Raw genomic sequence first — 25407 nt, 5'->3', positions numbered from 1 at the left:
TCCCGCTATCAGTCGTCGGCGTAACCCCCTTTATCGCGGCTGCGTGTCGTCACTGTGCCCACCCAGCCGCCACAGCGCCAGCGCGAAACCGAGCCCGAGCAGGGGAAAGACCGCGAGGCCCAGAAAGGTTCCCCGGACCCCGACGGCCGACAGCAGATAGCCCGAGATGGCCGCGCCGGCGGCGCCGACACCGAACGAGCACAGGTAGGTGTAGCCATAGGAGAGGCCGCGGTCACCCGGCGGGCTGTACTCGGCGATGGTGGCCTGGTAGAGCGGCTGGAGCGCAAAGAGGAGAAAGCCAAGCGCGGCGCTGGCCGCGAGCAGCGCCGGGACACCGGCGCCCGCGGCGGGGACGAAGCTGACGGCGACCACCGCGAGCCCCGCGAAGACGGCCACCATGCCGGTGGCCGTCGGGATGCGGTCGGTGAGCTTCCCGCCCGCGTACTGGCCGCCGATACCCACGGTCAACAGCCCCACATACAGGTACGAGGCCAGGTCGAACTCCGCGGCGAGCGGGCTGTCGGCAAACAGGCCGAGGACGTCGCCGACGGGCGGGAGGAAATTACCCAGCACGTCCGGGAGGAAGGTGAGGACCCCGCGGTAGAACAGCCCGTTGGCCATCACCACGAGCATCGCCAGCGCGAAGCCGACGGTAAAGAGCGCGCGGCTGTCGGCCAGAAACTCGCGGAGTGAGTTCGGCGGGCCGTCTGCTGCAGTGTTCGACTCACCGCCGTCGGAACGCTGTTCCGACGAGGGGCGGCTCTCGTCGCTCGCCTTCCCGCCGTCGGAACGCTGGGCACTGTCCGCCGCGCGCACCGCAGCCGTCTCGTCGAACTCCGCGGTCCGGGCGTAGGCGACGGCACCCACCGCGGGCAGGACCAGCAGGGCGGCCACGACGCGCCAGTCGGCCACCAGCAACAGGAGGGCGGTGACGAGCGGGCCCAGCGCGATACCGGCGTTGCCGGCCATCCCGTGGTAGGCGAAGCCGGTCCCCGCGCCGAGACGCCTTTCGAGATGAGCGCCAGCCCGGCGGGGTGGTAGACGCTGGCCGAGAGGCCCCACAGCCCGAGCGCGACGGCGATAACGGGGATAGCGGGCGCGACGGACAGCAGCAGGAACGAGGCCCCCATCCCGACGAGACAGAGCGTGACGAGCGTGTTCGATCCGTAGCGGTCGGTGAGCACGCCGCCGGGCAGCGCGCCCGCGCCGAAGAGGGCGTAGCCGACGGCGACGACGGTGCCAAGCGTCGCGGTCGTCACGGGGAACTCGGTGAGCCAGACGACGACGAAGATGGGGATAGAGAGCTCGTAGGTGTGGACCAGCGCGTGGGCCAGCCCGGTAAAGGAGACGATAGCGCGGTCGTTGTCGTCCATCTACACGAGACTGAAGATGTTGTTCAGCGCGAAGCCAAGCACCGCGGCGAAGGCCAGGTGGAGCGCCACGAGCGGCGCCGTCGAACTGGTCGAGAGGCGGTAGGAGAGGCTGATAGCGATGCCGTCGGCGACGAGCGTGGCGACGACGACCACGAGCACGCCGAGGCTGGGCGAGACCAGTCCCGAAGTGACCCCCCACTGCTGGAGCAGCATCGAGACGATAGCGGGGACGATGGCGGCCTTTGCCGCCAGCTGTGTCGGCGTCTCACCGATGAAGAAAGTCGCCGCCAGATGGAGGGTAACGGCGTAGAACAGCCACGTCAGCAGTAGCGTGACGATGACTGCGAGGACGCCGCCGCCCGTCAGACTCGGCGTGCCGGCCTGGAGCATACCCGACAGTTGGGCGTGCCAGCGTTTGTGCGTTGTGCTACGCGGTGGGTGGTGAACTGCCGCCGGAGCGGCCGCTCAGTCGAGCAGACCGAGCTCTTCGAGCCGCGAGACGATCTTGTCGACGGCCTCCTTGGCGTCGTCGGGCTTTTTGCCGCCGGTGATGACCAGCTTCCCGGACCCGAACAGGAGCGCCACCACGTCGGGCTCGTCGAGTCGGTAGACGAGGCCGGGGAACTGCTCGGGCTCGTACTCGATGTTCTCCAGTCCCAGCCCGATGGCGATGGCGTTGAGGTTCAGATTGCGTCCGAGGTCCGCCGAGGTGACGATGTTCTGGACGACGATTTCGGGGTCGTCGTCTACCTGGATATTCAGCTCCCGCAGCTTGTCGAAGACGATGCGCAGGCTCTGGTGGACGTCGTCTGTCGACTTCGCGCCGGTACAGACGATCTTGCCCGAACGGAAGATTAGCGCCGCGGACTTGGGGTCCTGCGTGCGATAGACGAGTCCGGGGAACTGCTCAGGGTCGTAGTCGGCACCCTCGAGGTCCATCGCCACGCTCTGAAGGTCGAGCTCCTGGCCGATACCGGTCGAGGCGACGACGTTTTCGATGTTGATGGTTTCCTTGGGGTCAACCATATCTCGACTTAAAACACGTATTTAACCTTTATAAAGGTTCATGGCATGGACTGACAGTCAACGGCCGGAAACTAACACAATCTCGACTATAAATCGTTTTAAATACGGCGAGTCGGTCGCGACGATGGCCGCGGTCGCCGACCCGCATCGTGGTCGTCCGGCCGGGACCGTGCGGCCGCCGTCTCCGGGTTCCCGACCGGGGAAGACGGACCGGCACGCTGATACCGCCGTGGGAACAGTGCTCGGGTGTGTACGTCCTCGAACTCGGCGGGCAGGACGACCCCTTCGCGCGCCGCGAGGCCGCGAGCGCCGCCAGCGACGTGACCCCGCTGGCGCCCGGCCTCGCCACCGCCCGCGGCGTCACCGACCGCGCCCGCCACCTCGCCTACACCCACCGGGCCTGTGCCCTCGTCGGCACCGCCGCCCCCGACGTCGAGAGCGCGACCGCAGTCCTCGAGGCCGCCGCCCTCGACCGCGAGGGCTCCGTCGCGGTCCGGGCCGTCGACGTGCGCGCCAGCACGGGCATCGACACCCAGCAGGCCGAGCGGGCGCTGGGCGGCGTGCTGACCGACCGCGGCTTCGCCGTCGACCTGCAGAGCGCCCGATCACACGCTCTACGCGTACTTCGCCGACCCGGCGGGCGACGAGGAGACCGATGACCCGGCCGGCGAAGCCTGCTGTGCGCTGGGCTGGCAGGCGGTCGACTCACTGCGTGATTTCGGCGGCCGCCAGCCCACCGACCGGCCGTTCTTCCAGCCCGGCAGCATGGCCCCGCTGGAGGCCCGCGCGCTGGTGAACATCGCCGGCGCCCGTCCCGACGCCACCGTCGTCGACCCGATGTGTGGCACCGGCGGCCTCCTGCTTGAGGCCGGTCTCGTCGGGGCCGACGTGGTGGGCGGCGACGCACAGGAAAAGATGGTCCGGGGCACCCGGCGGAACCTCCGGCACGTCCTCGACGGCGACGGGCATCCGGCCCCCGACCGGTATCCTGCCGCCGGCGACTGGGACTGCTTCCGCGCGGACGCCGCGCGCCTGCCACTCGCCGACGGCGCCGCCGACGCCGTGGTCTTTGACGCCCCCTACGGCCGCCAGTCCCGCATCGAGGGCGAGCTCGCACCCTCGTTTCCGGTGCGCTCGACGCGTCCCACCGAATCGCCCCCCGCTGCGTGCTGGTCGCCGACCGCGACTGGTCTGTCCTGGCGCGCGAGGCCGGCTGGACCGTCACCGACCGGTTCGAACGGCGCGTCCATCGGTCGCTGGTCAGGCACGTTCACGTTCTGGAGTGACCGTTCGTCCACTTTTTCTGGACGATTGCCCACTGTTTCGGAATGGTAACAATGTTTAAGGTTCAGGGATGGGCATCTATGCACAACTATGCCACGGTGGTCAGACCCCGCCCCCTGCGACGACGAACGGCTCTTCGAATGCCCGGACTGCGGCAAGCGGCTCTGTACCGACCGCTCGACAGTGAGCTGTGACCGGTGCGGCGTGGAGATGCAGAACCTGAGCGTGCCGCGACCGCAGTAGCTCGCCCCGAATCGAGTCCGGAGAATCCGATAGCTGACGCTGTCTCTTGCTGTCTGTGGCTCTGTCGAACCGCTATTCTCGAGACGAAATCGCGGCGAAAACCGCCTGGGAGTCCCCGTCCATCCGAGCAAGAATCGACCGTACACGCTCGCGAACGGACCCATTGGGCGTCACGAGCACCATCCCCTCGTCGGGCTGACCGTAGACGACGCTGGCCGTCTCCGGGGCCACGAGCACGGCCGGCAGCGCGGCGAGGTCCTCCTCGCCGTCGACGTCGACGAGCGTCGTATCGTCGCTATCCAGCCCCGCACGCATCGCCTCGAGCAGTTCGCGGGTGAGCGTTCCGGCCGGATTGTCGACCCCGACAGTCCGGTCGAAGCCGGTTATGGCCGCGGTCACGTCGCTGTCGACGGCCGAGCGCTTTGTCTGCTCGTCGACTAAGGCGAGGTCGGGCACCCGGCCCGCTTCGAGCAGATGATACGTGACCATATCGCCCACGGCCACGAGCGGCTCGCCGGCATCGGAAAGCAGCGCCGCTGTGTCGGTGTAGAGAGCGCCCATCGGCTCCTTGAGTTCGCTCCGGAGCGCGGCGGGGAGCGTCAGTAAAACGTCGGCCACGTTAGCGGACTTTCAGCGCGTAGCGGCCCGGTTTGGTCACTTCCATCTCGGCGGCGATATCCGACTGCTCGGGGTGAGCGATGACGACGTAGCCCGCCCAGTCTTCCGTCAGGGAGGTACCGCCACAGGCCTCACACTGGCTCTCGATTTCGGCGCCCTGGACGCGGTGACAGTCGCGACAGACGAGTCGGTCCGCCATCAGCTATCACCGGCTTCCGGCGCGCCCTCGCGTTTCTTTCGCTCCTCCTTGAGCCAGCCGTGCTTGCCCAGGCCGACCTGCTTTGCGGTGAGGCCGATCTTGGAGTCACGGGGGTTGCGCTCGTCGATACTCTTGGTGACGATGCGGGCCCGGACCGCATCACCGACACCGAGCGTGCGGTTGGACTCTCTGGACGCGAGCTGCTGGTTCTCCTCGTCGTAGGCCAGATACTCGTCGGAGATCTGGGAGACGTGGAGCAGCCCGTCGACCGGGCCGATGCCGATGAAGGCCCCGAAGTTGACGACCTCGACGACCTCCCCGTCGACGACTTCCTGCATCTGGGGGTCGAAGGTCAGGGCGTCGAACTCGGCCTCGTAGTAGACGCCGGGCTTGTTCGGCAAAACCGCGCCGTCACCGATGTCGTGGACCTCGATGACGGAGACGACGCTCCCGACGTCCTCGTCCATCCGACCCTCCAGTTTGTCCTGCAGGAGCTTCTTGACCATCCCCGGACTGACGTCCGCGAGGTGGCGCGGCGGCACTTCGACTGTATCGCGTAGGCGTACCCGTTTGTACATATTATGGTTGAGTGATACCCAGTTTGTTCCGGCCCCTTAAACTAATTACTGGAATCCCCGCGTCGAGCAGGCGGCGTTTGAGGGGTTTATCGTTCGTTACGGCGTGTGTCGCGTCCTCGCGTTCGGCGAGTTCGAGCACGGCGTCGTCGGCGTAGTCGGCCTCGGTCGCGGCGAGCGTACACCGCTCCAGGAGGTCCCGACCGACAGCAGCCGCGGTGGCCTCGTTGCCGGCGCCGTCGGCCAGTTTGTCGAGTTCCGCGCGGACCGCGTCCGGCGCGAGATACCCCCCGGCGTCGGGGAGCAATCGGTCGAGTTCGTCGAACAGCCGGACGTTACATTCGACCGGCATCATGAGTGCGTTCGTGTCGAGCACTATCATTCACGCAGTGTGCCGACGCCGATGAGTCGCCATCGGGTGCCGACACGGCGGTTGATAGCGATCTTCGCGCCGGGCTCGGCACACACCGGCCGTTTGAGCGCGACTTCACACTCGCCCCCGCGGGCGCTGGTGACCGAGCCCACGGTGGTGGCGGTGCCGATGGTGAGCATCAGCGGCTCGCCGGTCGATATCTCCTCGACCTCGCCGCCGTCGTCACCGACGATGCGTTCGAGCAGGTCGACGTCCATGACGAACTGCTCGTGGGTCGGCGGCAGGCTGCCGGGCGGACCGGCGACCTGGCCGGCCAGGGCGTCGCCCTTCGTGATCGAGGGGTCCAGACCGGTCCCGACGCCGAGCAGGCCACCGGGCGTGACCTCGTCGACGAAGTCGCCGCCGGACTGCAGCGAGCGCACGTCCGTCTCGACCGGACGCCACTCCGTCTGGCCGCCCTCTTCGACCTCGCGGCCGGGCCGGAGTTCGAGTTCGTCGTCGACCTCGAGCTCGCCCGCGACGAGCGAGCCACCGAGGACACCGCCCAACAGGTCCTCGTAGGTGGTGCCGGGCCGGTTGATGTCGAACGACCGTGCGACCATCATGCGGGCGTCCGCGTCGGGGTCCCGGTCGGGAGTTGGAATCTCCCGTTCGATGGCGTCGATGAGCAGGTCGATGTTGGCCTCCTGGCCCGCGCTGATGGGCACGACTGGCGCGCCCTCGGCGACGGTCCCCTCGACGAACTCCTGTATCTGCTCGTAGTTCTGCATCGCCCGCTCCTCGTCGACGAGGTCGACCTTGTTCTGGGCGATGACGATGTTGTCGATGCCGATGATGTCCAGCGCGGAGAGGTGCTCTTCGGTCTGGGCCTGCGGGACGGGTTCGGTCGCCGACACCACGAGGACGGCGCCGTCCATGATGGCCGCGCCCGACAGCATCGTCGCCATCAGCGTCTCGTGACCGGGGGCGTCGACGAACGACACCGTCCGGAGGTGGTCGGTGTCGACGTCGTGGTCCTCACAGCGTTCGGAAACGGTGAACGCCTCGGGCTCGTCCTCCTCGGGACAGCGACGGAAGGTGGCGTCGGCGTAGCCGAGCCGGATAGAGATTCCGCGCTTCATCTCCTCGGAGTGCTGGTCGGTCCATTCGCCGGACAGCGCCTGTACCAGGGTGGTCTTCCCGTGGTCGACGTGGCCGACGAGTCCGATGTTCACCTCCGGTTGGTTGTTTGATGTCATCTCGGGAGTAATCTTGGTGGAGATTCGCCACGTGCGACTGATAAACCTACTGTTTCGCCCCGCGGCCGGAGGCTATCTCCCGAGCTGGTCGCGGACCAGCGTCGCCAGACGACGGTACTGCTCGCGGCTGGCCCCTTTCCGGAGGTAGGCGCCGCCGCGGTCCGCGACGGCGCGTGCGATTCCGTCGTCGCGACGCTGCGTGAACACGACGAAGGGCGTGTCGGTCCCGTCCCGGTCGACCAGCGCCAGCCCGTCGAGGTCGGGCATCTCGTAGTCCGTGACGAGACAGTCGACACAGCCCTCTCGCAGCCGTCTCAGCGCGTCCGCCGGCTCGGTGGTACAGGACGTCCGCAACTCGCTGTCGATCTGTTCCAGCGACTCCGCGACGACCGCCGCCAGCGCCTGATTGTCGTCGACGACCAGCACACGATGTGACTCCCCAGCGTCCGAACTTCCAGTTCCCACTTCTACACACCCCATTCGTATGACAGTGTATACCACTGGACAATAAAGCGTCGTGAGCGTGTTCACGCGCTGAAAACGCGTCCCGGACCGGTCCACTGAGCACACGGTTTTTGTTCGTTAGGCCCGTCTCTCACCGCGTGCGTGAGTTCGGCTTCGAGCTGTCGTTGTGCGGCGCCCTCGAGGGCGACGAGCGACTGGTGAGCCGGCAGCTGGGCGGCCACGTCCACGGGCGGCGCATCCTCGACACCGTCCTCGTCGCGGGCGATATCCCGGCGCGGGCCGCCATCACCAGCGAGCGCATCCCGACGGCCGCAATCGAGTCCGACGTGGGGACGGGCCGGGCCCGGTACTGGAAAGACGCCTTCGACTGCCACCCCGACCGGGCCGAGCGGGCCGTCGAACTCGCCGTCGAGCGGGGCTTCTTCGAGCGTGAACGCCGCCGCGGTCGGACGTACGTCCGCCAGACTGCCCGCTATCCGGACTGGGTCGAGCGCGTCACGGCCGTCGAGAACAAGCCCGACCTCGACCGACCGGGCGACCTCGAGGCCCAGCTCCGGACCGACGTGTCGCTGGCGCTTGCCGACGAGGTGGTGCTTGCGACGGCCGACTACGTCACCCGCGCCCACCTCAACCGAATCCCCGACGCGGTCGGCGTCTGGCGGTTCGACCCCGACAGCGGCGAGCGCGAGGTGGTCCGGGAGCCGACCCGACTCCCGGTCGAGGAGCCGGGAATCGAACGCATCGAGGGCCACCCCGGCCGGACCGACGTCCGGGCCGTGACCGCCGCCGAGAAGCACAGTGCGCGGACGCGGCTGGCCGAACGAGCCTACGCGAAGGGGTGGCGCACGTTCGACTACCCGGCGTGTGCGCAGTGCTCGCCCGACGAAGACGGCCTCCCGTACTGCGCGTGGAAGGGCCAGCCCGTCAGAGCGAGCGAGGAGTGTGGCGCGACGTGTGGCGGGTACGAGGCCAGCGAGCCGCCGTCGGTCGACACCGACGCCCGCAGAGCCGAGCGCTCGCCGTGGGAGCCCGAGCCAGACGGCTATCGCCGCCGGCAGTCGGGACTGGACCGCTTCCAGTGATTACTCCGAGTCGCGGTCGCCGTCGTTCTCCAGACCCTCGGTGCCGCCGTCGCCGGCTTTCACCGGCGTGTAGTTCTCGAAGTTGTCGGCGGTCACCTCGGGGGCCGCCGTTTTGACCGCGTCAGCGTGACCGGTCCGGGCGCGGTAGTTCGCCGCGGCAGCGATGGCGACGCCGAGGGCGAGCCCGACGACGAGGACCCAGTCGATGTAGCCGACGGCCAGCCACAGCGCGCCGATGGCGAGCACACCGCTTGCGATAGCCGCGCCGCCTGCCTCCGCGATTCCGCGCCGTTCCATGAACGGTGTGTTCACGGCCATCGTACAAAGGTGTCCGGGCCGCCTCAGTTCATGAAGCTAGCCGTCACAGCGAGAAGCGCTCGCCGTCGACGGCGATATCGTCGGCGAAGGCCCGCTGGGCCGGGACGAAGTGAGCCGTGTGGACGATGCGGTAGTCGTCAGCGCCGATGTCGGCGGCGAAGTCCCGGGCGCCAGAGAGCGTCATGTGTTTCGTGCCGAACGTCCGCGGGACGCCGTCGGCGTCGTGGTGGGCCCCGCCCCTGGGGTGGCGCTCGCAGGCCTCGGCGTGGACGATTCCCTCGACCAGGGCCAGGTCGGCGCCCGACAGCACCGCACGCGAGCGGTCCGGAATCCCGTAACAGGTGTCCCCCGAGATAGCCAGGACGGCGCCGGTCTCGGGCTCCTCGATACGCAGCCCGTAGCACAGCAGCGGCGGGTGTTCCACGGGCACAAGTGTTACTTCGAAGCCGGCCACCTCGAAGGGCTCGTAGGGCGTCCGGGGGTGGACAGAGACGGTGTCGAGGTAGTCGTAGCGGCTTCTGATACCCTCGGCGACGCTCTCGCCGGTGACGGGGTCGGTCTCGTCGGCCGCGTACACCGGCAGGTCGTCGAACAGCCGGTAGGCATTGCCCAGCCCGTCGAGGTGGTCGAAGTGGACGTGGGTGACGATGGCGGCGTCGGGCAACGGGACCCCTTCTCGCAGGAACTGGTGGCGGAAGTCGGGGCTGACGTCGACCAGCAGCGTCTCGCCCGTCGCGTCGTTTGCCAGGTAGACCGAAAAGCGCGACCGCTCGACGCCGCCCTGGGCGTCCACGCCCCGCTCGGCCAGGCGCTCGCGCAGTGGGTCGTCCGGGTCGCGAGCCCGCTCGCAGGTGTCACAGTCACAGCCGATGGTCGGTGTGCCCGTCGTGTCGCCAGTGCCCAGCAGCGTGACCTCCATCGCCGGACACTCTCGCGGCGAAGGTCCTAATACTGCCGGCTGTAACAAACTGAAGTAATTCGCCACCCCGGGGTGGCGAACATCTTTGCGAACTTACAGCCGGCAGTATAAGTCCCGCGTTTCGGGCTCGGCCACCGAGGTCCGAGAGGTATATTTTCGGTCTCGCCGTTGGGGCCGATATGACCTTCGTCGTCCCGTTCGACGGCGCCCAGCGTACCGTCACCGCGCTCGAACGCGCCCGCGAGTTCGCCGACCCGCTCGGCGAAGACATCATCGTCGTCAGCGTGATTCCACAGCGCAACGCCGCCTACGCCCGGGAACGAGGCTGGCTCCCGGCCGGCGAGCCCTTCGATCTGGAGGCTATCGTGACGACGCTGCGCCAACAGGTCACCGATATCGCGCCCGAGGCGACCTTCGAGTACGAGCGGTGTAGCCGGAGCGTCACCGGCAACCGCATCGCCAAGCCCGTCCGCAAGGTCGCAAAGCGCAACAGCGCCGACATGGTCTTCGTCGGCTCGGACGACGCCGGCCGCCTCACGACGACGGCATCGAGCGTCGGCAACCGCATCGCCACCGACGGCTCCTACGACGTGGTGCTGGTCAGAAGTGAGTAGGCCGCTGCGGCTTCGCAGTGCTCGTGGCTCACGCCGCTCGCACTACCCGAGGGACCGCCGGTCCCTCGCTAGTCGTGGTCGTGGTCGTGCCCGCCGTCCGAGGCCGCGTCGGCGCTGTCGTCGGTGAAGTCCCCGCCCGCCACGAGCGCGTCGTGGTCGCCGTCTATCATGTCCATGTTCTTCAGGTTGTCACGCTCCTCGAAGTCCTTGATGGCGTCCTCGAGGTCGTCCTGGGTGAGCGTGGTCCGCTCCTCGGTCAGGGCCTCCAGGACTGCCTCCCGCAGCACCATCCGGAGGTCGCTGCCGGTCAGGCCCTCTGTCAGCTCCGCGAGCGTGTCCGGGTCGAATTCCGTGATGTCCATCTGCCGGGTGACGATGCGGAGGATGTCCGCGCGCATCCCCCGGTCGGGCTTGGGGAAGTTGACAATCTCGTCGAAGCGGCGCCACGCCGCGGCGTCGAGCTGGTCGGGGTGGTTCGTCGCGCCGATGAGCAGGACCTCGTCCTGAATCAGGGATATCTCGTCGATGCTCTTCAGCAGGGTGTTGACCGCGCGCTTGATGGCGGCGTGCTCGTCCGAGGAGCGAGTCTTCGCGACAAAGTCGAACTCGTCCATAAAGAGGATACAGGGCGAGAGCCGCTTTGCGACCTCGAAGACCTTCTCGACGTTTTTCGCCGTCTCGCCGAGATACTGGCTGGTAATCATCGACAGTTTCACCTCGACGAAGGGGAGGTCGAGGTCGTGAGCCAGCGCGCGGGCGACGGAGGTCTTGCCGGTGCCCGGCGGGCCGACAAACAGCAGTTTCCCGATTTCGCGCAGGCCGATGCGGGCCAGGTAGTCGCGGTGTTCGATGGCCTTCACTATCTTCTGAATCTCGCCTTCCTGGTCGGGGGTCAGGACGAGGTCGTTGAGCGTCGTCTCGACCTCCGCGGGGGCGCGGACGTCGACGAGGTCGAGCATCTCCTCGTCGTCCTCGTCCTCGCTGTCGAAGGCCTCCTCCAGCATCGCGTCGATAAAGGCGCGGTCGGCCCGCGCCGGTCGATTGCCCTCGCGGGCGGCGTCGTAGTCCACGTCGTAGTCGTCGCCGTACTCGGCCGCGAGCACCGGGTTCGACTCGATGGTACTGGCGTCGGCCCGTTCCAGGAACCACTCCTCGGCGAGGTCCCGGTCGGTAAAGGAGATAGTCCCTGAGAAGTCGTCACGGTCAGTGAACATCAGCCCCGAGACCGCCTGCCACGGCCGCTCGACGCCGGTGGCCTCCCGCGCCGTCGAGGTCGTCGCCGACAGGGGGCGCTCGATGTCCCCGTCGGTCCAGAACACCGTTCGGTAGGCCGGCGGCAGGTCGTCGGGGTCGAGGTCTCGCCGCTCGCTGTAGATAGTCGTCGTCAGCAAGAACTCCACGACGTCCAGTTCCGGATTGCTCATTCCCACGCAGTTTACCTCGGGACGGTCATAAGTGACTCGAAGCGAGTCGAGCCCCATTCGCGTGGCGGGAATCGCCGAACCACTTATTCGCGGCTGCGCCGAAGTTCCATTCGTATGACAGTTGAGGAGATACAGCTCACGGAGATGGACGACGACGCCATCAGGGCGTTCCTGGCGAATCGGAAGATGGGGGTGCTTGGCCTCCCGACCGACGGGGTTCCGTACCTGCTCCCGATGTCCTTTGGCTACGACGACGGGGAGACGCTGTATTTCACGTTCGTCGGCGGCCCCGACAGCCGCAAGCGCGGGCTCGTCGAGGCGACCGACCGCGCGGTGTTTCTGACCTACGCCGCCGAGAGCCCCTTCAGCTGGGAGAGCGCCCTGCTGACCGGTACCGTCGACGCCATCTCTGACGACGAGTGGGACGATATCGTGCCGGTCCTGGAGGCGGCCTGGCGTCCGGACGTCATCGAGGCCGCCATGGAGACCGAGGACGTGACCGTCTATCGGTTCGCAGTCGAGGAGTGGACCGGCTACAAACACACCGGGCTCCCACCGGGATTCGACGTCGACGAGTCGGCATAACAACCCCGCGTCCGTGGCCGTGAGTTTGTGAGGGTTTAACACGACTGCGGTCGTTGTGGCGGCCATGCCAACACCGGTTATCGTCAGCGCCGTCCGCACCCCGCAAGGCAAGGAAGACGGGGCCCTCGCGGGAGTCCGCAGCGAGGACCTCTCGATTCCGCTGGTGAACGAACTGCTCTCTCGGACGGGTATCGACCCCGACGCGGTCGAGGACCTGCTGTGGGGCTGTGCCCAGCAGCGGGGCGAGCAAGGCAACAACGTGGCCCGCGTCATCTCGCTGCTATCGGACCTGGGCGAGGGCGTGCCGGGGTCGACCATCAACCGCTGGTGTGCCTCCTCGGCGGAGGCGCTGATGCGGGCCGCCGACGCTATCGCGGCGGGCCAGCGCGAGGTGCTTATCGCCGGCGGCGTCGAGTCGATGTCGAGAGTCCCGATGGGCGAGAACACCCACAACGTCCACCCCCGCCTCGCGGAGCACTACAACATCGGCGAGCTCCAGATGGGGATGACAGCCGAGAAAGTCGCCGAGGAACACGGGGTGAGTCGAGAGCGCCAGGACGAGTACGCGCTCCGGAGCCACGAACGGGCCGCCGACGCGACAGATTCGGGTCGCTTCGACGACGAACTCGTCCCCATCAACACTGACGAGGGGACCGTCACCGAGGACGAGGGTATCCGTCGGGACACCTCGCTGGAGACGCTCGCGGGCCTGCCCACGGTGTTCAAATCAGACGGGACGGTGACGCCGGGTAACGCCTCGCAGGTCTCTGACGGCGCGGCCGGACTCGTGGTCACGAGCCGCGAGTTCGCCGACGCGAACGGACTGGACGTCCTCGCCGAGATCGGTGCCCACGAGGTCGTCGGCGTCGACCCGACGGTGATGGGTATCGGCCCGGTGCCGGCGGTCCGCCAGCTCACCGAGCGGACCGGCCGGGCCACCGACGACTACGACCTCGTGGAGCTCAACGAGGCCTTCGCCGCCCAGACCGTCTACTGCCAGCGTGAACTAGGGTTCGACGACGACGCGTTCAACGTCAACGGCGGCGCCATCGCCATCGGCCACCCGCTCGGCGCCTCGGGCGCGCGCCTCCCGGTGACGCTGGTCCACGAGATGGCCCGCCGGGACGCCGAACTGGGACTGGCGACCGAATGCGTCGGCTTCGGCCAAGGTGCAGCCATCGAGTTCCATCGATAGGGGCGCCGTTCAGATACCGAGCCACTCGTCGTTGCGGACCTCGTAGCCGTTCTCCCGGCAGACCTTCGCGGCCTGCCGGCGGACCGCCCGCGAGCCGGGGAGTTTGCCTTTCTCGTCAATTTGCTCGACGACCCAGTCCGCGACGGCGCCGATACCCTCGTCCTCGTCGACGGCGTCGATGTCCCTGAGTTCGCGGAAGGTCCGCTCGTAGGCCTCCCGCTGGGAGTCCCGCAGCCGGTCGTTCGAGATAGCCGCGTTGGCCTCGATGAGACGCTTCATCGCGCTGGCGATGGTGGGCCGACGGAGCCGTTGCTGGACCGCCTGGGGGTCCGCGAACGTCTCGGTCTCGGTTTCGGGAAGGAAATCCCCGATGGTCGCGGGCCCGAGCGAACGGTCCCCCACGGTCTCGACGACCTCGGCGCCTGTCGCCGGGAACGTCACTGCCGCTAACTCCGGTTCGAGTTTCTCGAGTTCGTCCGCACCTATCGGGGGTTCGGTCTCGTCGCCCCGTTCTAGCTCCGCGACGATGTCGCGCTGTCGCTGCCGTCGTTGCTCGTTGTCGGCTTGCTCGTCTCGCCCGCTCTTATTATCTGCCATCCTGAAAGTTTGGACATCCAACCAGATAACGCTGTGGTTGGGTGTGGCGACGGGGTCGAGCGAAGCGAACCAGCGTGTGGCCCCAGTGGGCTACGTCTTGGTGACCAGCTTCATGCCGTCTCGCACCGACTCCTTGCGGCCAAGCAGCGTGACCATGTCGCCCTCCTGCAGGACGTAGTCTGCGGTGGGGACCTCGGCCTCCTTGTGGTCGCCGCCGCTGACCAGGGCGATGAGACAGGCCTCGGGGAGCGTCGGGCCGACGTCGCTGACAGACTTGCCCAGCAGGTCGGGGTTCTTGACCTCCACCTCCTGGACGTCGCCGGTCCGGCCCACGTCGGTCATCCAGTGGGCGATGGCGGGGCGTTCGATCTGGTTGTCGATGGCCCACGCCGTCGCCATCGCCGAGGAGATGGTCCGCACCCCGAGGTCCTCGAAGGCCTCGACGTTGTCGGGGTTGTTCGCCCGGGCGATGATTCGGTCGATGTCGAACTTCGAGTTCGCCAGCTGGGCGACCAGCAGGTTCGCGTCGTCGTCGCCGGTCGCGGCCACGACGGTCTTTGCGTTCTCTGCCCCGGCCGACCGGAGCACGTCCGTGTCCGTCCCGTTGCCCGCCTTCACGCTGAACCCGTCGTTTCGGGTGAGTTCGACGACCTGTTCGTCCTCCTCGATGATGACGACGTTCTCGCCTCTGTCTTCGAGGCGCGTGGCGAGCGCTCGGCCCACCTGTCCGCCGCCGACGATGATTACTCGCATTGGTATCACGTCCAGTTTCTCCGCGATATGTCGGGCGAGACCGCCCTCGAAGACCGCCGTCAGCAAGATAGTGAGAAAGACCACGCCCAGCAGTATGCTCGCTTGCTCGGCCAGTACTGGGTTGTTCAGCTCCTCGGCGGCGATTCGGAGCTCGACCGCAAAGAGCGTCGCGACCGAGGCCGGGATGATACCCCGCGGGCCGACGAAGCTCATGAACACGCGCTCCTCCCGCGTAAAGCGGTCGCCCATCGTCGAGATGAACACGAGAATCGGCCGGAGGACCAGCGCGACGACGGCCACGACGGCCAGTCCCGGGAGCCCCAGCCCGACGAGTACGTCTATCTCGAGCAGCGCCGCTAGCGCGATGAAGACGAAAGACAGCACGAGCAAGGTGATGTCGCCCTTGAAGTCCTCGATATCGGCCTCGTAGGGGATATCGGCGTTCCCCAGCAGGAACCCGGCCACGGCGACGGCGGCGACGCCGGCCTCGGTGGCCTGCCAGTTCGCGACGGCGTAGGCCACCAGCGCGCCGGCAAGCACCAGCAGTCGCGCGTTACGGGGCGCGCTGTCGGGCGAGAGGTCGATGTATCGAATCAGGTAGTAGAGGATGGCGGCGACGAGAATCCCGACGAGCAGTCCCGTGCCGAGCCGTCTGAAGAAGGCGTTCAGGAACCCCTCCGCGACGGCCTCTGGGTTGACAGTCTTGAAGAAGACGATAGCGAGGATGGCCGCGGTGACGTCGTTGATGATGCCCTCGGTCTCCAGTGCAGCCGCCACCCGGTCCCTGACCGGCACGACGTCGAGAATCGGCGTGACGACGGTCGGGCCGGTCGCGACCAGCAACGCGCCGATGGTCAGCGAGAGGTTCCACGGGACGCCGAAGGCGTACTTGACGGTGGCGGCGGTCCCCGCAAGCGCGATGAGTGCGCCGATAGTCACCAGGCGGACCGCGGCCTGTGGCGCTTCTTTGATTCGCTCTATCTTGAGATGGAACGCGCCCTCGAAGACGATGATAGCGACGGCGATGCCGACGATAGTCTGCAGACCGCTCCCGAACGTCTCTGCCGTGAGAATCTCCAGCCCGGGCTCACCCAGCGCGAGCCCGGCAGCGATGTAGAAGATAATACTTGGGACCTGAAGCCGACTCGAGAGCAGCTGCGCGATAACGCCGATCGCGATTATGCCCGCGACAAGCAATAACAGCTCCGTTGCGGCCATCGTACACGCAATCCAAGAGCGGCCGTTGTATAAGTTCCGTCATCCGGCCGCCAGTTCGGTCTCAGACGACGGTTCGGTAGTCGGGGTCTGGCTGCGGAGAGTCCGCCTCAGCTCTCCTGGCGGTCCAACATGACGAGCACACCCCGCACGTTGAGCGCGACCTCCTCGCTGGCCTTGTGCTCGCCCCAGACCGCGGGCGTCTCGACGGTCTCGACGAAGTGGTCGACGACGGCGTCGTCGTCCTCGAGTTCGGCGCGCTTCTCGCGCACTGTCTGGACCCACGCGTCCAGCTTCTCGGCGTACTCGCCGAGTCGGTCGCCCGTCGGCTCGGTGCCGAAGTGGGCGTACAGCAGCGTCTCCGGGTCGAGCTCCCGAATCGTCTCGACGTCCTCGAGCGCCCCCTCGAGGTCGAAGTTCACCGGCGGGCTGGTCACGTTGACCTCGTCGGTCGAGGGAGTGAACAGCCCCGCGGCGTCGGCCGTGAACACGCCGTCGATGGCCGGGTCGTAGAAGATGACCTGATGGGGCGCATGTCCCGGCGCGTGGTGGGCCTCGAGACGGTGGTCCCCCAGGTCGATAGCGTCGCCATCGGTGAGTTCGACGATGCGCTCCTCGGGGACCGGCTTTGGCTCGGCGTAGTACTGTACCTGGTCGCCGACGGCCTGCTTGGTCCCCTCCCACAGCCGCGTCGGGTCGACGAGGTGGGGCGCACCGATTTCGTGGACGTACACCGTCGCGTCGGGACACTCGGAGAGGAGATAGCCCACGCCGCCGGCGTGGTCGAGGTGGACGTGCGTGATAGCGATGACCTCGAGGTCCTCGGGGGCGACGCCGACCGTCTCCATCGCCTCGAGGAGGGTCTCGTAGCGAGCGCCGATGCCTGTATCGACGAGCGCCGGCCGCTCGGCGTCGACGATGTAGACGGAGCCGTACTCGGGCACGTCGTACATCCCGGTGTCGACGTAGTGGACGTCCGCACAGTCCTCGGCGTCGTACACGTCACCAATTGCCATACTAGAGCGTGACTGCCGGCGTGGAAAACGGTTGTGCTAGGGGTGGGTAGATCCGAGACAACTGTTCGTGTGACCGCGATTGACCACAGCCAGAAAGCCCCGGCACGCTAACCTCGGGGCTTTCTGGCTGTTCTGAACGGTAGCAAATCCATAGACGACGCACACAGCCATAGATGCTAGGACCGACACGCCTAATTTCCGCCCCCGAGAACCGCCGACCATGTTATCGAGACAGTTCGTCCGGGAGAACCCCGAGACGGTCCGGGACGCCATCGAGCGCAAGGGCGTCACGGGCGTGGACCTCGACGAGATTCTGGCTATCGACGAGGAGTGGCGCGAGCTGAAGGCGAAAGGCGACGGCCTGCGCCAGGAACGCAACGAGGTGTCCTCGAAGATTGGGAAGCTCAAACAGGAGGGCAAAGAGGAGGAAGCGCAGGAGGCCATTTCCCGCTCCAGCGAACTCAAAGCAGAGCTCCAGGACGTCGAGGAGCGGGCCGACGAACTGGAGTCCCAGCTCGAGGACGCGCTGCTCGAGATTCCGAACGTCCCCCACGAGTCGGTGCCGACGGGCGAGGACGAGAGCGACAACGTCGAGCGCTACCGCGAGGGCTTTTCGGACCTGCGTGAACTCCCCGACGACGTCGTCCCCCACTACGACCTCGGGGAGGAACTCGACATCCTCGACTTCGAGCGCGGGGCGAAAGTCAGCGGCGGCGGCTTCCAGTTCGTCAAGGGCGAGGGCGCCCGGCTGGAACACGCCCTGGTCCAGTTCATGCTCGACCTCCACCGCGAGCAGGGGTACGCCGATATTCTGCCGCCCATCCCGGTCAACTCCGCGTCGATGGAGGGGACGGGGCAGCTCCCCAAATTCGACGAGGACGCCTACCGCGTCGGCGCCCGGCAGGACGACGACATCGACGAGGATGACCTGTGGTTGCTGCCGACGGCGGAGGTCCCGGTGACGAATATGTACCGCGACGAGATTCTGCTCGACGACGACCTCCCCGTCAAACACCAGGCGTTCTCGCCGAACTTCCGCCGGGAGGCCGGCGAACACGGTACCGAGACCCGCGGATACGTCCGCGTCCACCAGTTCCACAAGGTCGAACTCGTCAACTTCGTCCGGCCCGAGGACAGCTACGACCGGCTGGAGTCGCTGCTCGAGGAAGCAGCTTCGGTGCTCGACGAACTCGGGCTGCCCTACCGCGTGCTCGATATGTGTACCGGTGACATGGGCTTCACCCAGGCCAAGAAGTACGACATCGAGGTGTGGGCACCGGGCGACGACATGGAGGAGGGCCCCGACGTGGGCGGTCGCTGGCTGGAGGTCTCTTCGGTGTCGAACTTCGAGGACTTCCAGGCCCGGCGCGCGGGGCTTCGCTACCGACCGGAGCGCCACGAGTCCGCGGACTACCTCCACACGCTGAACGGCTCCGGGCTCGCGGTCCCTCGCGTGATGGTCGCCATCCTGGAGTACTATCAGAACGAGGACGGCACCGTCACCGTCCCCGAAGCACTGCGGCCCTACATGGGCGGTCAAGAAGCCATCGAGGGGTCGGCGCCCATCGGCGAGAGCGCCGTCGGCGCGGGCGAGCGGGACTAGTCGCTCGCGACCGCGTTCGCACACAGATAGCGGACCTGCGGGAGCGTCGCCGGCGGGAGCGCGCCGGGCTCGGCCCACTGGGCCTCGAAGACCCCCTCGGCGGGGTTGGGCGCCGGCTCGGTGAGCAGGTCACAGTCGAAGACCGTGTACACCGACACCGACGCCGCCAGGCTGTCGTGGGCGTACCAGAACGTCGAGACGGGCTCGTCGATACGCGCCCGACAGCCGAGCTCCTCGACCAGCTCCCGGCGCAACCCCTCCGTGGGGGTCTCGTGGGCGCAGACGCCGCCGCCGGGGAGCGTCCAGAACGGCGTGCCGTCGCTGTGGCGCTCCCTGACGAGCAGTACCGCGCGGTCGCTGGTTACGAGTGCTTTCGCCCCTGAGCGGGGCTGGTAGCGCCCGGCAACCGTCTCGGCCGTGTACTCCTGTCGCGACGTAAACCCGTTCACCATGGACACATCACTCCGGTCTGTGGGACATAGCTACTCGGTTCCTACCCGCTCGTCGGGTCGGTCGCGAGCCGTCGCCCGGTCGTGGTATGGTGTCTATACACATGATACGCAGTACCTACTGTCGCGGATGGTCCGGTATATGTCTTGTCCCGGTCAACGAGTATACGTCTCGATGCGGTCGATACGCCCGGCGGCGAACGAAAAGACGTCGACAAAGCCCACGATAGGCTCGCCGTCGGCGTCGAGCAGGCGCCCACGCACTGCGACGGTGCCGTCCGACCGGTCGCCGGACGAGGCCCCCGCTCCGTTTGGCTCACCCCCGCCCTCGCTGAACACGGTGTCGACGGGGTGGGTCGTGTCGGTCTGGGGTCGCTCCTCGCGCATAAACTGGACGAACCGCTCGCGGCCCTCGATGGTCCGGTCGGGACGGTCGTGGACGAACGCCTCGGTGAGCAAGGCACCCAACAGGTCGTAGTCGCCGCCGTCTATCGCCCGGTAGTACGCCCGCGCCTGCTCGACCGGCGCCGTCGGCGGCTCACTCATCCGAACCGGACTCCCCGTCTGACTCCTCGGCCGGGGGTATCGGCGGGCCGTCGCCGTCGATTGGGTCGGGGTCCGGTTCGGCCAGTTCGAGCTGGAGTTCCGGCCCGCCGTCGTCCGCTTCGTCACTCTCACCGGCGTCTGTTCCGTCACTCCCCCTCGCAGTTGCGTCGTCACTGCCGTCGGTCGCCATCGCCGGCGCCGAATCGGGGGCCGCTCCGTCCGACTGTTCGTCGGCCCTCACCGCCGGCCCCTCGCTCGACTCATCGGTTGGGGCCTCCTCGACTGCGACGGCAGCGTCGCCGGCCGCCCCGTCGGCCGTCTCGGCCTCGTCGCCGCCCTGGGCTGGCGCGTCCAAATCGCTCTCACCGGCCGGGTCGCTGTCTGGTGACTCGTCCATCGCGTCGGCCGGGTCCTCGCGCTCGTCCGCCGACGCTGTGTCTCCGGCCGTCGCCGGCGTGTCGCCGACAGCCGTCGCTTCCTCGGGACCACCGTCGACGGCCTCCGCCGTTTCGGCCGCCGCCGACTCGGTCTCATCGTCCGACACACCCATCGGCGGCGTGTCGACGATAGACGTCGATTCCTCGGTCAGCTCCTCGACCGAGGGTTCTGACTCGGGGTTGTTGGCGGCGAGTTCGGCCTGAATCGCAGCCAGTTCGTCGTCGTCGATGTCGTCGTCGGTCGCCGGCGCCGCGTCGGTCCCCGCTGCCGAGGCCGCCGCCTGCTCTGCGGGGTCGGCGGATTCCTCGGGGTCCGGGGCCGCGTCGGTCGGCTCGTCGTCCGCGTCGTCGATATCGAGGTCCAGGGCGGCGTCTTCGACGTCGGGCTCCGTCGGCAGGATACTGTGGTCGTCGCTCTCGGCCTTCTCCAGGTTCTCCATCTCGGGCGGCCACTCGCCGTCGGGGTCCGGGGGTTCCTCGTACTCCCGGACCGTCGCCAGCGGAACCTCCGCGTCGTCCCTGAGTTCCTGGCCCTTGCTGCCGCTCCCGCTGGAGTAGGCACTGGCCGACCGGGTCAGCCAGTCGGCGGCCTGCCACAGCGCGGTTGCCTTCTCGTTTGCCCCCTCGTAGATGGGGACCAGCGCGTCGTCGTCGACGAAGCGGACGGCGGTGTCGAACCGGTCGGCGGCCTCCTCGAACTCCTCGCGGGCCTGCTGGAAGTCGTGCTGGGCCATCACCCACTCCGTGTTCTGGAAGCTCTCCATCGCCGAGGTAAAGGAGCGGCGCCCCTCCGTGTAGTGGGCGTAGCCGACCCGATAGCGGGCGAAGGCAGTGTCGTCCCCGCCCGTCTCGGCCAGCGCGTCTTTTATCTCCTCTACGCGTGGCAGCTCGGTCATGTCGTCGGTGCTCCAGCTGTAGGTGACGGTCCCGTCGTGGTCGACGACGGCGACGGCCCGCTCTACGAGTCGCTGGCCGATGTCGTCGACGAGGCCGATGTCGTAGCGCTCGGCGACCTCGCCGTCCGTATCCGAAAGCAGCGGAATCTTGAGGTCGTAGCGCTCGGCGAACGCCCCGTGGCTGTACACCGAATCGGGGCTGATACCGAGGATAGTCACGTCCTTTTGCATCGTAAAGAGGTCGAGTTCGTCCAGGTCACAGGACTCCTCGTCGCAGGCGGGATTGAAGTCCCCGGGGTAAAAGGCGAGGATAACCACGTCGTCACCGAGATACTCGGAGAGCGCGACACGGCGCTTCGAACCGTCGACTAGCGCCGGTAGTTCGAACCCCGGAGCGTCGGCCCCCTCGGAAAGCACACACCGGTAAATGACCCGTCAGTACTTAATTGTGGCTGCCAAATCGAACGACAAAACGGCCCTCACCGCTGCCGGCCGGTCGACGGGGTACCGAGCGCCTTTTGCCCGCTGGCCCGGTACGCCCGCTGTGGAGTTACACGTTCGCTACGAGGGCGACGACGACCCAAAGAAGTGCAGCGCCCGGAAGCTCGCCCGCTTCGACCTGGCCGAGCTCCACCGGGCGACCCGCTCGACGCCGCCGGGCATCGTCTGCAACCCCTTCGCCGACCAGGCGCTCTCACCCGCCGACGCCATGGGTTCGGGCGCGCGCCACGACCGCCTGGTCGCGCTGGACTGCTCCTGGGAGACCGCCGAGCGCGAGGCCTTTGACCTCCAGGGAATCCACCGGTCGCTCCCCTTCCTCGTCGCCGGGAATCCGGTCAACTACGGCACCCCGTTCCAGCTCAACACCGTGGAGGCCTTTGCCGGCGCGCTCTGTATCCTGGGCGAGCGTGACCACGCCGAAGAAATCCTCTCGAAGTTCTCCTGGGGCCACACCTTCCTCGAACTCAACGAAGAACCCCTCGAACGGTACGCCGACTGTGCCGATTCGACCGAGGTCGTCGACGTGCAGGACGACTATCTCGTCGAGGACTAGGCGCGACCGGCCGTCGGTTCGAGCAGCCCCGCTTCGCAGTACGGACAGGCGTGTCGGGCGTGGGCTTCGAGTTCGTCGTCTATCTTGGTGCCACAGGCTGGACAGTACATGGGTGGAGCTACCACGTCGCCACTAATGTAACTTCAGCTTCACTTTTCAGGGTCGACCGAAGCCGACGCCGATACCCCGCGGCTCGGCCGGCGGCGCCAGCGGACTGGCCGGCAGCCCCACGCCCGCTTCGGGGTCGTTGTAGCCGCCCGGCGCCACGTCGTTTGGGGCGTCCGGATAGCACAGCGACGCCAGCGCCTGGATGTGGTCCCGGCCGACACCGAGTTCGAACTGGCCGCCGCCGTACGGCTGGATGCCCTCGCGCTCGCAGTAGGCGATGGTGTCGAGCACGGACTCGACACTGCCACACCGGGAGGGTTTCATGTTGAGGACGCTCGGCTCGAAGGGGAGATTCTCGATGCTCTCGACGCCGGTGACGGGCACGTCCCACGTGACACGCTCCTCACGCCCATCGAAGACGGGGCGGGTCTCCTCGGTCAGATTCGGGTCCTCCAGCAGTGCCTCGGGCACGGCGTTGGCGACCCGTCGGTAGAAGTCGGCGTCGGGGTCGTTGCTCACGCGTTCGTCCTCGTACAGTCCCTTCAGGTCGAGGACGCGCACGTCGTAGTCGGCAAGCGATTCCAGCAGGCCGTCGTCCCACTCGGGCGTCGGGTCCAGCTTGAACGCGAGGTCGGCGTGAATCCGACGTAGGGCGTCGAGCCGGTCGGTCGTCGGCGGGTCGTCGCTGTCGGGGTCCGAGAGCCGCGTCGAGACGACGAAGTCGACGGGGTCGTACGCCCGCCCGAGCGCCTCGCCAAGCGACGTGTCGGCCTGTTTGAGCGACAGGTCCAGTGCCGCGCTCTCGAACCCCCAGCGGCGGTAGTGGCGAAACCGCTCTTCCTCCGGTGGGTCGGGCCACAGGTCGGCGTCGTCGAGGGCGGCCGAGAACGCCTCGACCGTATACTCGCCGGCGAGGTCGAGGTCGTGCTCGACCAGCGCGTGGTGAGCCGCGTTCGTGTAGGTCACGTCCTCGCCCCGGCCCGTCTCCCCGTTCCCCGAGAGCGTTATCGTGGTCGTCACCCGGTCGAAGCCGCTGGAGGTCGCTCGTTCGCGCAGCTCGAACGCACAGTCCTCGACGGTGAGCGGGAGGTCCGCGACGCGGTCGTACATACCGGAACGAGGTGGGCCAGCCTGAAAACCGGGCGGGTGAAAAACTCAAAGCTTAAACGCCCAGACAGGGAACCGGCAGGCATGGCCAGCTTCGAGAAAGCGTCAGACCGGATTCTGAACAAGCAGATCTGCATGCGATGTAACGCCCGCAACCCACAGCGCGCCCAGCAGTGCCGGAAATGCGGCTACGGTAACCTCCGCCCGAAGGCCAAAGAGACCCGTAGCGCGTAATTTTCTCGGTACTCGCTGTTTTCCGCTACACGGCTCACTAGGTTCACCGTCGTCGGGCGGCACAGCCGCCCGACTGCCTGCGGGACCTCCGGTCCCGCTCCGTTCCGCCTCGAGGAATCTCCCGTTGGTCGATTCCTCGCCACTACGCCGGCTGAGCGCCGAGTCTCTCCAGCCGAACGGTCGCGTGGGCGACGACGAGTTCCAGCAGCTTCCGGTCGCGCTCGTCGGTCGCCGTCCCACTCGTCTCGACCGCGACCACGACGGTGGTCGTCTCGTCGTGCTCGGTGACGACGGCCGTCAGCACGTCGCTGACCGTCTCGCCCAGGTCGACCGGCGGCGCTCGCCCGTGGGCGACCACGTCGCCCCGTGGCTCCGCCCGGACCGCCCGCGCGAGTTCCGCGACCCGCTCCGCGCCCGCAGTCCGAACCGTGTTCGAGAGTAGTTCGGCCTCGTCGTCACGCACCCGCAACACCGCGGTCTCGTCGATACCCATCAGCGAGCTGATGGCCTCGGTGATGTAGGCGGCGATGGCGTCGTCGCTGCCCGCGGTGGCGATGGCCCGACCGTAGTTGTTCACGTCCGCGGCCTTCCGGCCGAAGGCCTCGACCCGGTCGCGCTCGGTCTCGAGTTCCTGTAGCCGGCGTCGGCTCTGGGCGTCGTACAGGCCCACGAGGACGCCGGTCAGCGCGCCGACGGTGACGATGTCGACGGTGAGGAAGGCGGCCCGGTCGAGCCCGCCCATCGTCACCTGCTGGCTGAACAGCAAGAGCGCAGCGACGGCGGCGAAGGCCACCGTCGCGCCGGCGCCCCAGACGACGACCCGCGTCGCCGTCGCCTCGAAGGCGTCGTCACGGGCCAGCCAGTAGCCGGCGTAGACCAGCGCCAGCCCCATCGCGACGAAGGGGAGGGCGTCGACCGCGATGGCCACCGGAATGTCCGTCTGCTGTATCGCGTGGGTGAGCTGGATGCCGGCCAGAACGAGCCCGGCAGCGCCCAGACCCGACCCGGCGAGTGTCCGCCGATGCATGGGCTACCCTTATTTTCCGATATGTAGAAGCTTACGGCGATATCGGCGACTTACTCTGGATACTTCGGCTCGCGCCGTTCGGCCCGCGCTAGCGCTTTCTCGACGATACTGCGGACGTCGCCGTGGAAGACGCCACCGTGGCCCGAGTACATCCCCTCGACGCCGTCGGGCATCCGGTCGAGCAGCTCCCTGATGCTCTCTATCTCCCGTTCGCGGGACTGCCCGGGGCGGTCGGTCCGGCCGAACGAGCCCCCTTCGAAGGCACCGTCGTCGTGGACCACCACATCGCCCGAGAACAGGGAGTTCGACGAGACCAGCGAGACGTGGTCGTCGGCGTGGCCCGGCGTGTAGACGACCTCGCACGTCTCGTCGCCGACCAGCACCTCGTCCCCATCTTCGAGTGCGTGGTCCCGGTCGGGATGCTCGGCGTAGGCGTACAGCTCCGCGTCGAAGGCCTCGAGGACGCGCCCGAGCTCCTGGACGTGGTCGCCGTGCTGGTGGGTCAACACGACCGCGTCGACGGTGTCGGTGTGCTCGCGGATGGCGTCGACGACGCCCTCCCACCCGCCCGCGTCGACCAGCGTAGGTCGCTCGCCCAGCGCGAGGTAGGCGTTGCACGTGAACGTCTCTGCGTCGGCGGTGACGTTGTGGACCTCCATATATACCGCCAGTGGCGGGACGCGCAAGAGTGTCTAGCCCTCGACTGCTCGCTAGCAGTCAATATTCCCGCCACTCCTACTCTAACTGCTCACACCCGGAAAGCCCTCGACTGCTCGCTAGCGATTGCTTCCACAGCTACCACCGGAACTACTCACTCCCCGAAAGCCCTCGACT

General features: G+C 67.5%; 28 protein-coding genes and 2 pseudogenes. 9 read left to right on the top strand and 21 right to left on the bottom strand.

Going from position 1 to position 25407, the window contains the following annotated elements; all coding sequences use genetic code 11:
• Positions 1-30: 30 nt before the first annotated feature.
• From P1K32_RS08855 to P1K32_RS08845, 3 genes and pseudogenes are all read right to left on the bottom strand, one after another.
• Positions 31-1373, bottom strand: a pseudogene (locus tag P1K32_RS08855) (MFS transporter).
• Complete coding sequence (locus tag P1K32_RS08850; RefSeq protein ID WP_276249374.1) at positions 1374-1763, bottom strand: DUF7473 family protein; 390 nt, start codon at positions 1761-1763, stop codon at positions 1374-1376.
• A gap of 75 nt (positions 1764-1838) precedes the next feature.
• Entirely contained in the window at positions 1839-2399 is a 561-nt protein-coding gene (locus tag P1K32_RS08845; protein WP_220588475.1) for a TATA-box-binding protein, read from the bottom strand.
• 248 nt (positions 2400-2647) lie between these two features.
• On the opposite strand from P1K32_RS08845, the pseudogene P1K32_RS08840 reads away from it, so the two are divergent.
• Together P1K32_RS08840 and P1K32_RS08835 are read left to right on the top strand one after the other, a co-directional pair.
• Positions 2648-3685 (top strand): annotated as a pseudogene (locus P1K32_RS08840) (TIGR01177 family methyltransferase).
• An 88-nt stretch (positions 3686-3773) separates the two neighbouring features.
• Positions 3774-3926, top strand: a complete 153-nt coding sequence (locus tag P1K32_RS08835) for a rubrerythrin-like domain-containing protein (RefSeq protein ID WP_276249373.1) — start codon at positions 3774-3776, stop codon at positions 3924-3926.
• A 72-nt stretch (positions 3927-3998) separates the two neighbouring features.
• On the opposite strand, the gene P1K32_RS08830 is transcribed toward P1K32_RS08835, so the two are convergent.
• The 6 genes from P1K32_RS08830 to P1K32_RS08805 all read right to left on the bottom strand — a co-directional run bounded on the left by P1K32_RS08830 (position 3999) and on the right by P1K32_RS08805 (position 7409).
• Positions 3999-4544, bottom strand: coding sequence for a GTP-dependent dephospho-CoA kinase family protein (locus P1K32_RS08830; protein ID WP_276249372.1), 546 nt, complete (start codon positions 4542-4544; stop codon positions 3999-4001).
• 1 nt (position 4545) lies between these two features.
• On the bottom strand, positions 4546-4743 hold the full coding sequence (gene spt4 / locus P1K32_RS08825; RefSeq protein ID WP_276249371.1) for a transcription elongation factor subunit Spt4: 198 nt from the start codon (positions 4741-4743) through the stop codon (positions 4546-4548).
• Positions 4743-5321, bottom strand: coding sequence for a DNA-directed RNA polymerase (locus tag P1K32_RS08820; RefSeq protein WP_276249370.1), 579 nt, complete (start codon positions 5319-5321; stop codon positions 4743-4745). Before P1K32_RS08820 ends, spt4 begins: the two co-directional genes overlap by 1 nt.
• 1 nt (position 5322) lies before the next feature.
• Entirely contained in the window at positions 5323-5700 is a 378-nt protein-coding gene (locus tag P1K32_RS08815; protein ID WP_276249369.1) for a twitching motility protein PilT, read from the bottom strand.
• A complete protein-coding gene (locus P1K32_RS08810; protein ID WP_276249368.1) occupies positions 5697-6929 on the bottom strand; it encodes a translation initiation factor IF-2 subunit gamma in 1233 nt (410 codons plus the stop codon). Before P1K32_RS08810 ends, P1K32_RS08815 begins: the two co-directional genes overlap by 4 nt.
• A gap of 72 nt (positions 6930-7001) precedes the next feature.
• Positions 7002-7409: a response regulator gene (locus tag P1K32_RS08805; RefSeq protein WP_276249367.1), complete on the bottom strand. Its 408-nt coding sequence runs from the start codon at positions 7407-7409 to the stop codon at positions 7002-7004.
• Positions 7410-7531: 122 nt separating this feature from the next.
• Between P1K32_RS08805 and P1K32_RS08800 the strand changes: the two genes are divergently transcribed.
• The gene (locus tag P1K32_RS08800) at positions 7532-8476 is read left to right on the top strand and encodes a DUF5787 family protein (RefSeq protein ID WP_276249366.1); all 945 of its coding nucleotides are present in this window, start codon (positions 7532-7534) and stop codon (positions 8474-8476) included.
• Here the strand turns inward: P1K32_RS08800 and P1K32_RS08795 are convergent, their stop codons facing one another.
• Both P1K32_RS08795 and P1K32_RS08790 read right to left on the bottom strand, forming a co-directional pair.
• The gene (locus tag P1K32_RS08795; protein ID WP_276249365.1) at positions 8477-8773 is read right to left on the bottom strand and encodes a hypothetical protein; all 297 of its coding nucleotides are present in this window, start codon (positions 8771-8773) and stop codon (positions 8477-8479) included.
• 64 nt (positions 8774-8837) lie between these two features.
• Positions 8838-9713, bottom strand: a complete 876-nt coding sequence (locus tag P1K32_RS08790) for an MBL fold metallo-hydrolase (protein ID WP_276249364.1) — start codon at positions 9711-9713, stop codon at positions 8838-8840.
• A gap of 179 nt (positions 9714-9892) precedes the next feature.
• Here P1K32_RS08790 and P1K32_RS08785 point away from each other — a divergent pair, with 179 nt between their 5' ends.
• Positions 9893-10327, top strand: coding sequence for a universal stress protein (locus tag P1K32_RS08785; RefSeq protein ID WP_276249363.1), 435 nt, complete (start codon positions 9893-9895; stop codon positions 10325-10327).
• Between the two features lie 68 nt (positions 10328-10395).
• On the opposite strand, the gene P1K32_RS08780 is transcribed toward P1K32_RS08785, so the two are convergent.
• Positions 10396-11751 carry an ATP-binding protein gene (locus tag P1K32_RS08780; protein ID WP_276249362.1) on the bottom strand — a complete coding sequence of 452 codons (1356 nt, stop codon included), beginning with the start codon at positions 11749-11751 and terminating at the stop codon, positions 10396-10398.
• 114 nt (positions 11752-11865) lie between these two features.
• Here P1K32_RS08780 and P1K32_RS08775 point away from each other — a divergent pair, with 114 nt between their 5' ends.
• Together P1K32_RS08775 and P1K32_RS08770 are read left to right on the top strand one after the other, a co-directional pair.
• Positions 11866-12336, top strand: a complete 471-nt coding sequence (locus tag P1K32_RS08775; protein ID WP_276249361.1) for a pyridoxamine 5'-phosphate oxidase family protein — start codon at positions 11866-11868, stop codon at positions 12334-12336.
• A 64-nt stretch (positions 12337-12400) separates the two neighbouring features.
• Positions 12401-13531: a thiolase family protein gene (locus P1K32_RS08770; RefSeq protein WP_276249360.1), complete on the top strand. Its 1131-nt coding sequence runs from the start codon at positions 12401-12403 to the stop codon at positions 13529-13531.
• Positions 13532-13540: 9 nt separating this feature from the next.
• Here P1K32_RS08770 and P1K32_RS08765 read toward each other — a convergent pair whose 3' ends face one another.
• The 3 genes from P1K32_RS08765 to P1K32_RS08755 all read right to left on the bottom strand — a co-directional run bounded on the left by P1K32_RS08765 (position 13541) and on the right by P1K32_RS08755 (position 17112).
• Positions 13541-14128, bottom strand: coding sequence for a DUF5789 family protein (locus tag P1K32_RS08765; RefSeq protein WP_276249359.1), 588 nt, complete (start codon positions 14126-14128; stop codon positions 13541-13543).
• A 90-nt stretch (positions 14129-14218) separates the two neighbouring features.
• Positions 14219-16099 (bottom strand): cation:proton antiporter domain-containing protein, encoded by a 1881-nt coding sequence (locus P1K32_RS08760; protein WP_276249358.1) that lies wholly within the window; start codon positions 16097-16099, stop codon positions 14219-14221.
• 107 nt (positions 16100-16206) lie between these two features.
• Entirely contained in the window at positions 16207-17112 is a 906-nt protein-coding gene (locus P1K32_RS08755) for an MBL fold metallo-hydrolase (RefSeq protein ID WP_276249357.1), read from the bottom strand.
• 220 nt (positions 17113-17332) lie between these two features.
• On the opposite strand from P1K32_RS08755, the gene serS reads away from it, so the two are divergent.
• On the top strand, positions 17333-18715 hold the full coding sequence (serS, locus tag P1K32_RS08750) for a serine--tRNA ligase (RefSeq protein ID WP_276249356.1): 1383 nt from the start codon (positions 17333-17335) through the stop codon (positions 18713-18715).
• Here the strand turns inward: serS and P1K32_RS08745 are convergent.
• The 3 genes from P1K32_RS08745 to P1K32_RS08735 all read right to left on the bottom strand — a co-directional run bounded on the left by P1K32_RS08745 (position 18712) and on the right by P1K32_RS08735 (position 21460).
• Entirely contained in the window at positions 18712-19167 is a 456-nt protein-coding gene (locus P1K32_RS08745) for an NUDIX hydrolase (RefSeq protein WP_276249355.1), read from the bottom strand. The genes serS and P1K32_RS08745 overlap by 4 nt on opposite strands.
• 153 nt (positions 19168-19320) lie before the next feature.
• Complete coding sequence (locus tag P1K32_RS08740) at positions 19321-19710, bottom strand: nuclear transport factor 2 family protein (RefSeq protein WP_276249354.1); 390 nt, start codon at positions 19708-19710, stop codon at positions 19321-19323.
• Positions 19703-21460, bottom strand: coding sequence for a redoxin domain-containing protein (locus P1K32_RS08735; protein ID WP_276249353.1), 1758 nt, complete (start codon positions 21458-21460; stop codon positions 19703-19705). The genes P1K32_RS08740 and P1K32_RS08735 overlap by 8 nt, the downstream gene beginning before the upstream one ends.
• A 127-nt stretch (positions 21461-21587) precedes the next feature.
• Here P1K32_RS08735 and P1K32_RS08730 point away from each other — a divergent pair, with 127 nt between their 5' ends.
• The gene (locus tag P1K32_RS08730) at positions 21588-22097 is read left to right on the top strand and encodes a DUF367 family protein (RefSeq protein WP_276249352.1); all 510 of its coding nucleotides are present in this window, start codon (positions 21588-21590) and stop codon (positions 22095-22097) included.
• A 156-nt stretch (positions 22098-22253) separates the two neighbouring features.
• On the opposite strand, the gene P1K32_RS08725 is transcribed toward P1K32_RS08730, so the two are convergent.
• On the bottom strand, positions 22254-23315 hold the full coding sequence (locus tag P1K32_RS08725) for an enolase-like domain-containing protein (RefSeq protein WP_276249351.1): 1062 nt from the start codon (positions 23313-23315) through the stop codon (positions 22254-22256).
• Between the two features lie 81 nt (positions 23316-23396).
• On the opposite strand from P1K32_RS08725, the gene P1K32_RS08720 reads away from it, so the two are divergent.
• Positions 23397-23546, top strand: a complete 150-nt coding sequence (locus P1K32_RS08720) for a 50S ribosomal protein L40e (protein WP_220588446.1) — start codon at positions 23397-23399, stop codon at positions 23544-23546.
• 142 nt (positions 23547-23688) lie between these two features.
• On the opposite strand, the gene P1K32_RS08715 is transcribed toward P1K32_RS08720, so the two are convergent.
• Together P1K32_RS08715 and P1K32_RS08710 are read right to left on the bottom strand one after the other, a co-directional pair.
• Complete coding sequence (locus P1K32_RS08715; protein ID WP_276249350.1) at positions 23689-24573, bottom strand: hypothetical protein; 885 nt, start codon at positions 24571-24573, stop codon at positions 23689-23691.
• A gap of 50 nt (positions 24574-24623) precedes the next feature.
• Entirely contained in the window at positions 24624-25232 is a 609-nt protein-coding gene (locus P1K32_RS08710; protein ID WP_276249349.1) for an MBL fold metallo-hydrolase, read from the bottom strand.
• Between the last annotated feature and the right edge of the window lie 175 nt (positions 25233-25407).

Origin of the sequence: Haloarcula rara (genome assembly GCF_029338235.1) — an archaeon.
GTDB lineage: Archaea > Halobacteriota > Halobacteria > Halobacteriales > Haloarculaceae > Haloarcula > Haloarcula rara.
Note: the sequence above shows the minus strand (reverse complement) of the source record. Positions and strands in the feature narration are given on the sequence as shown.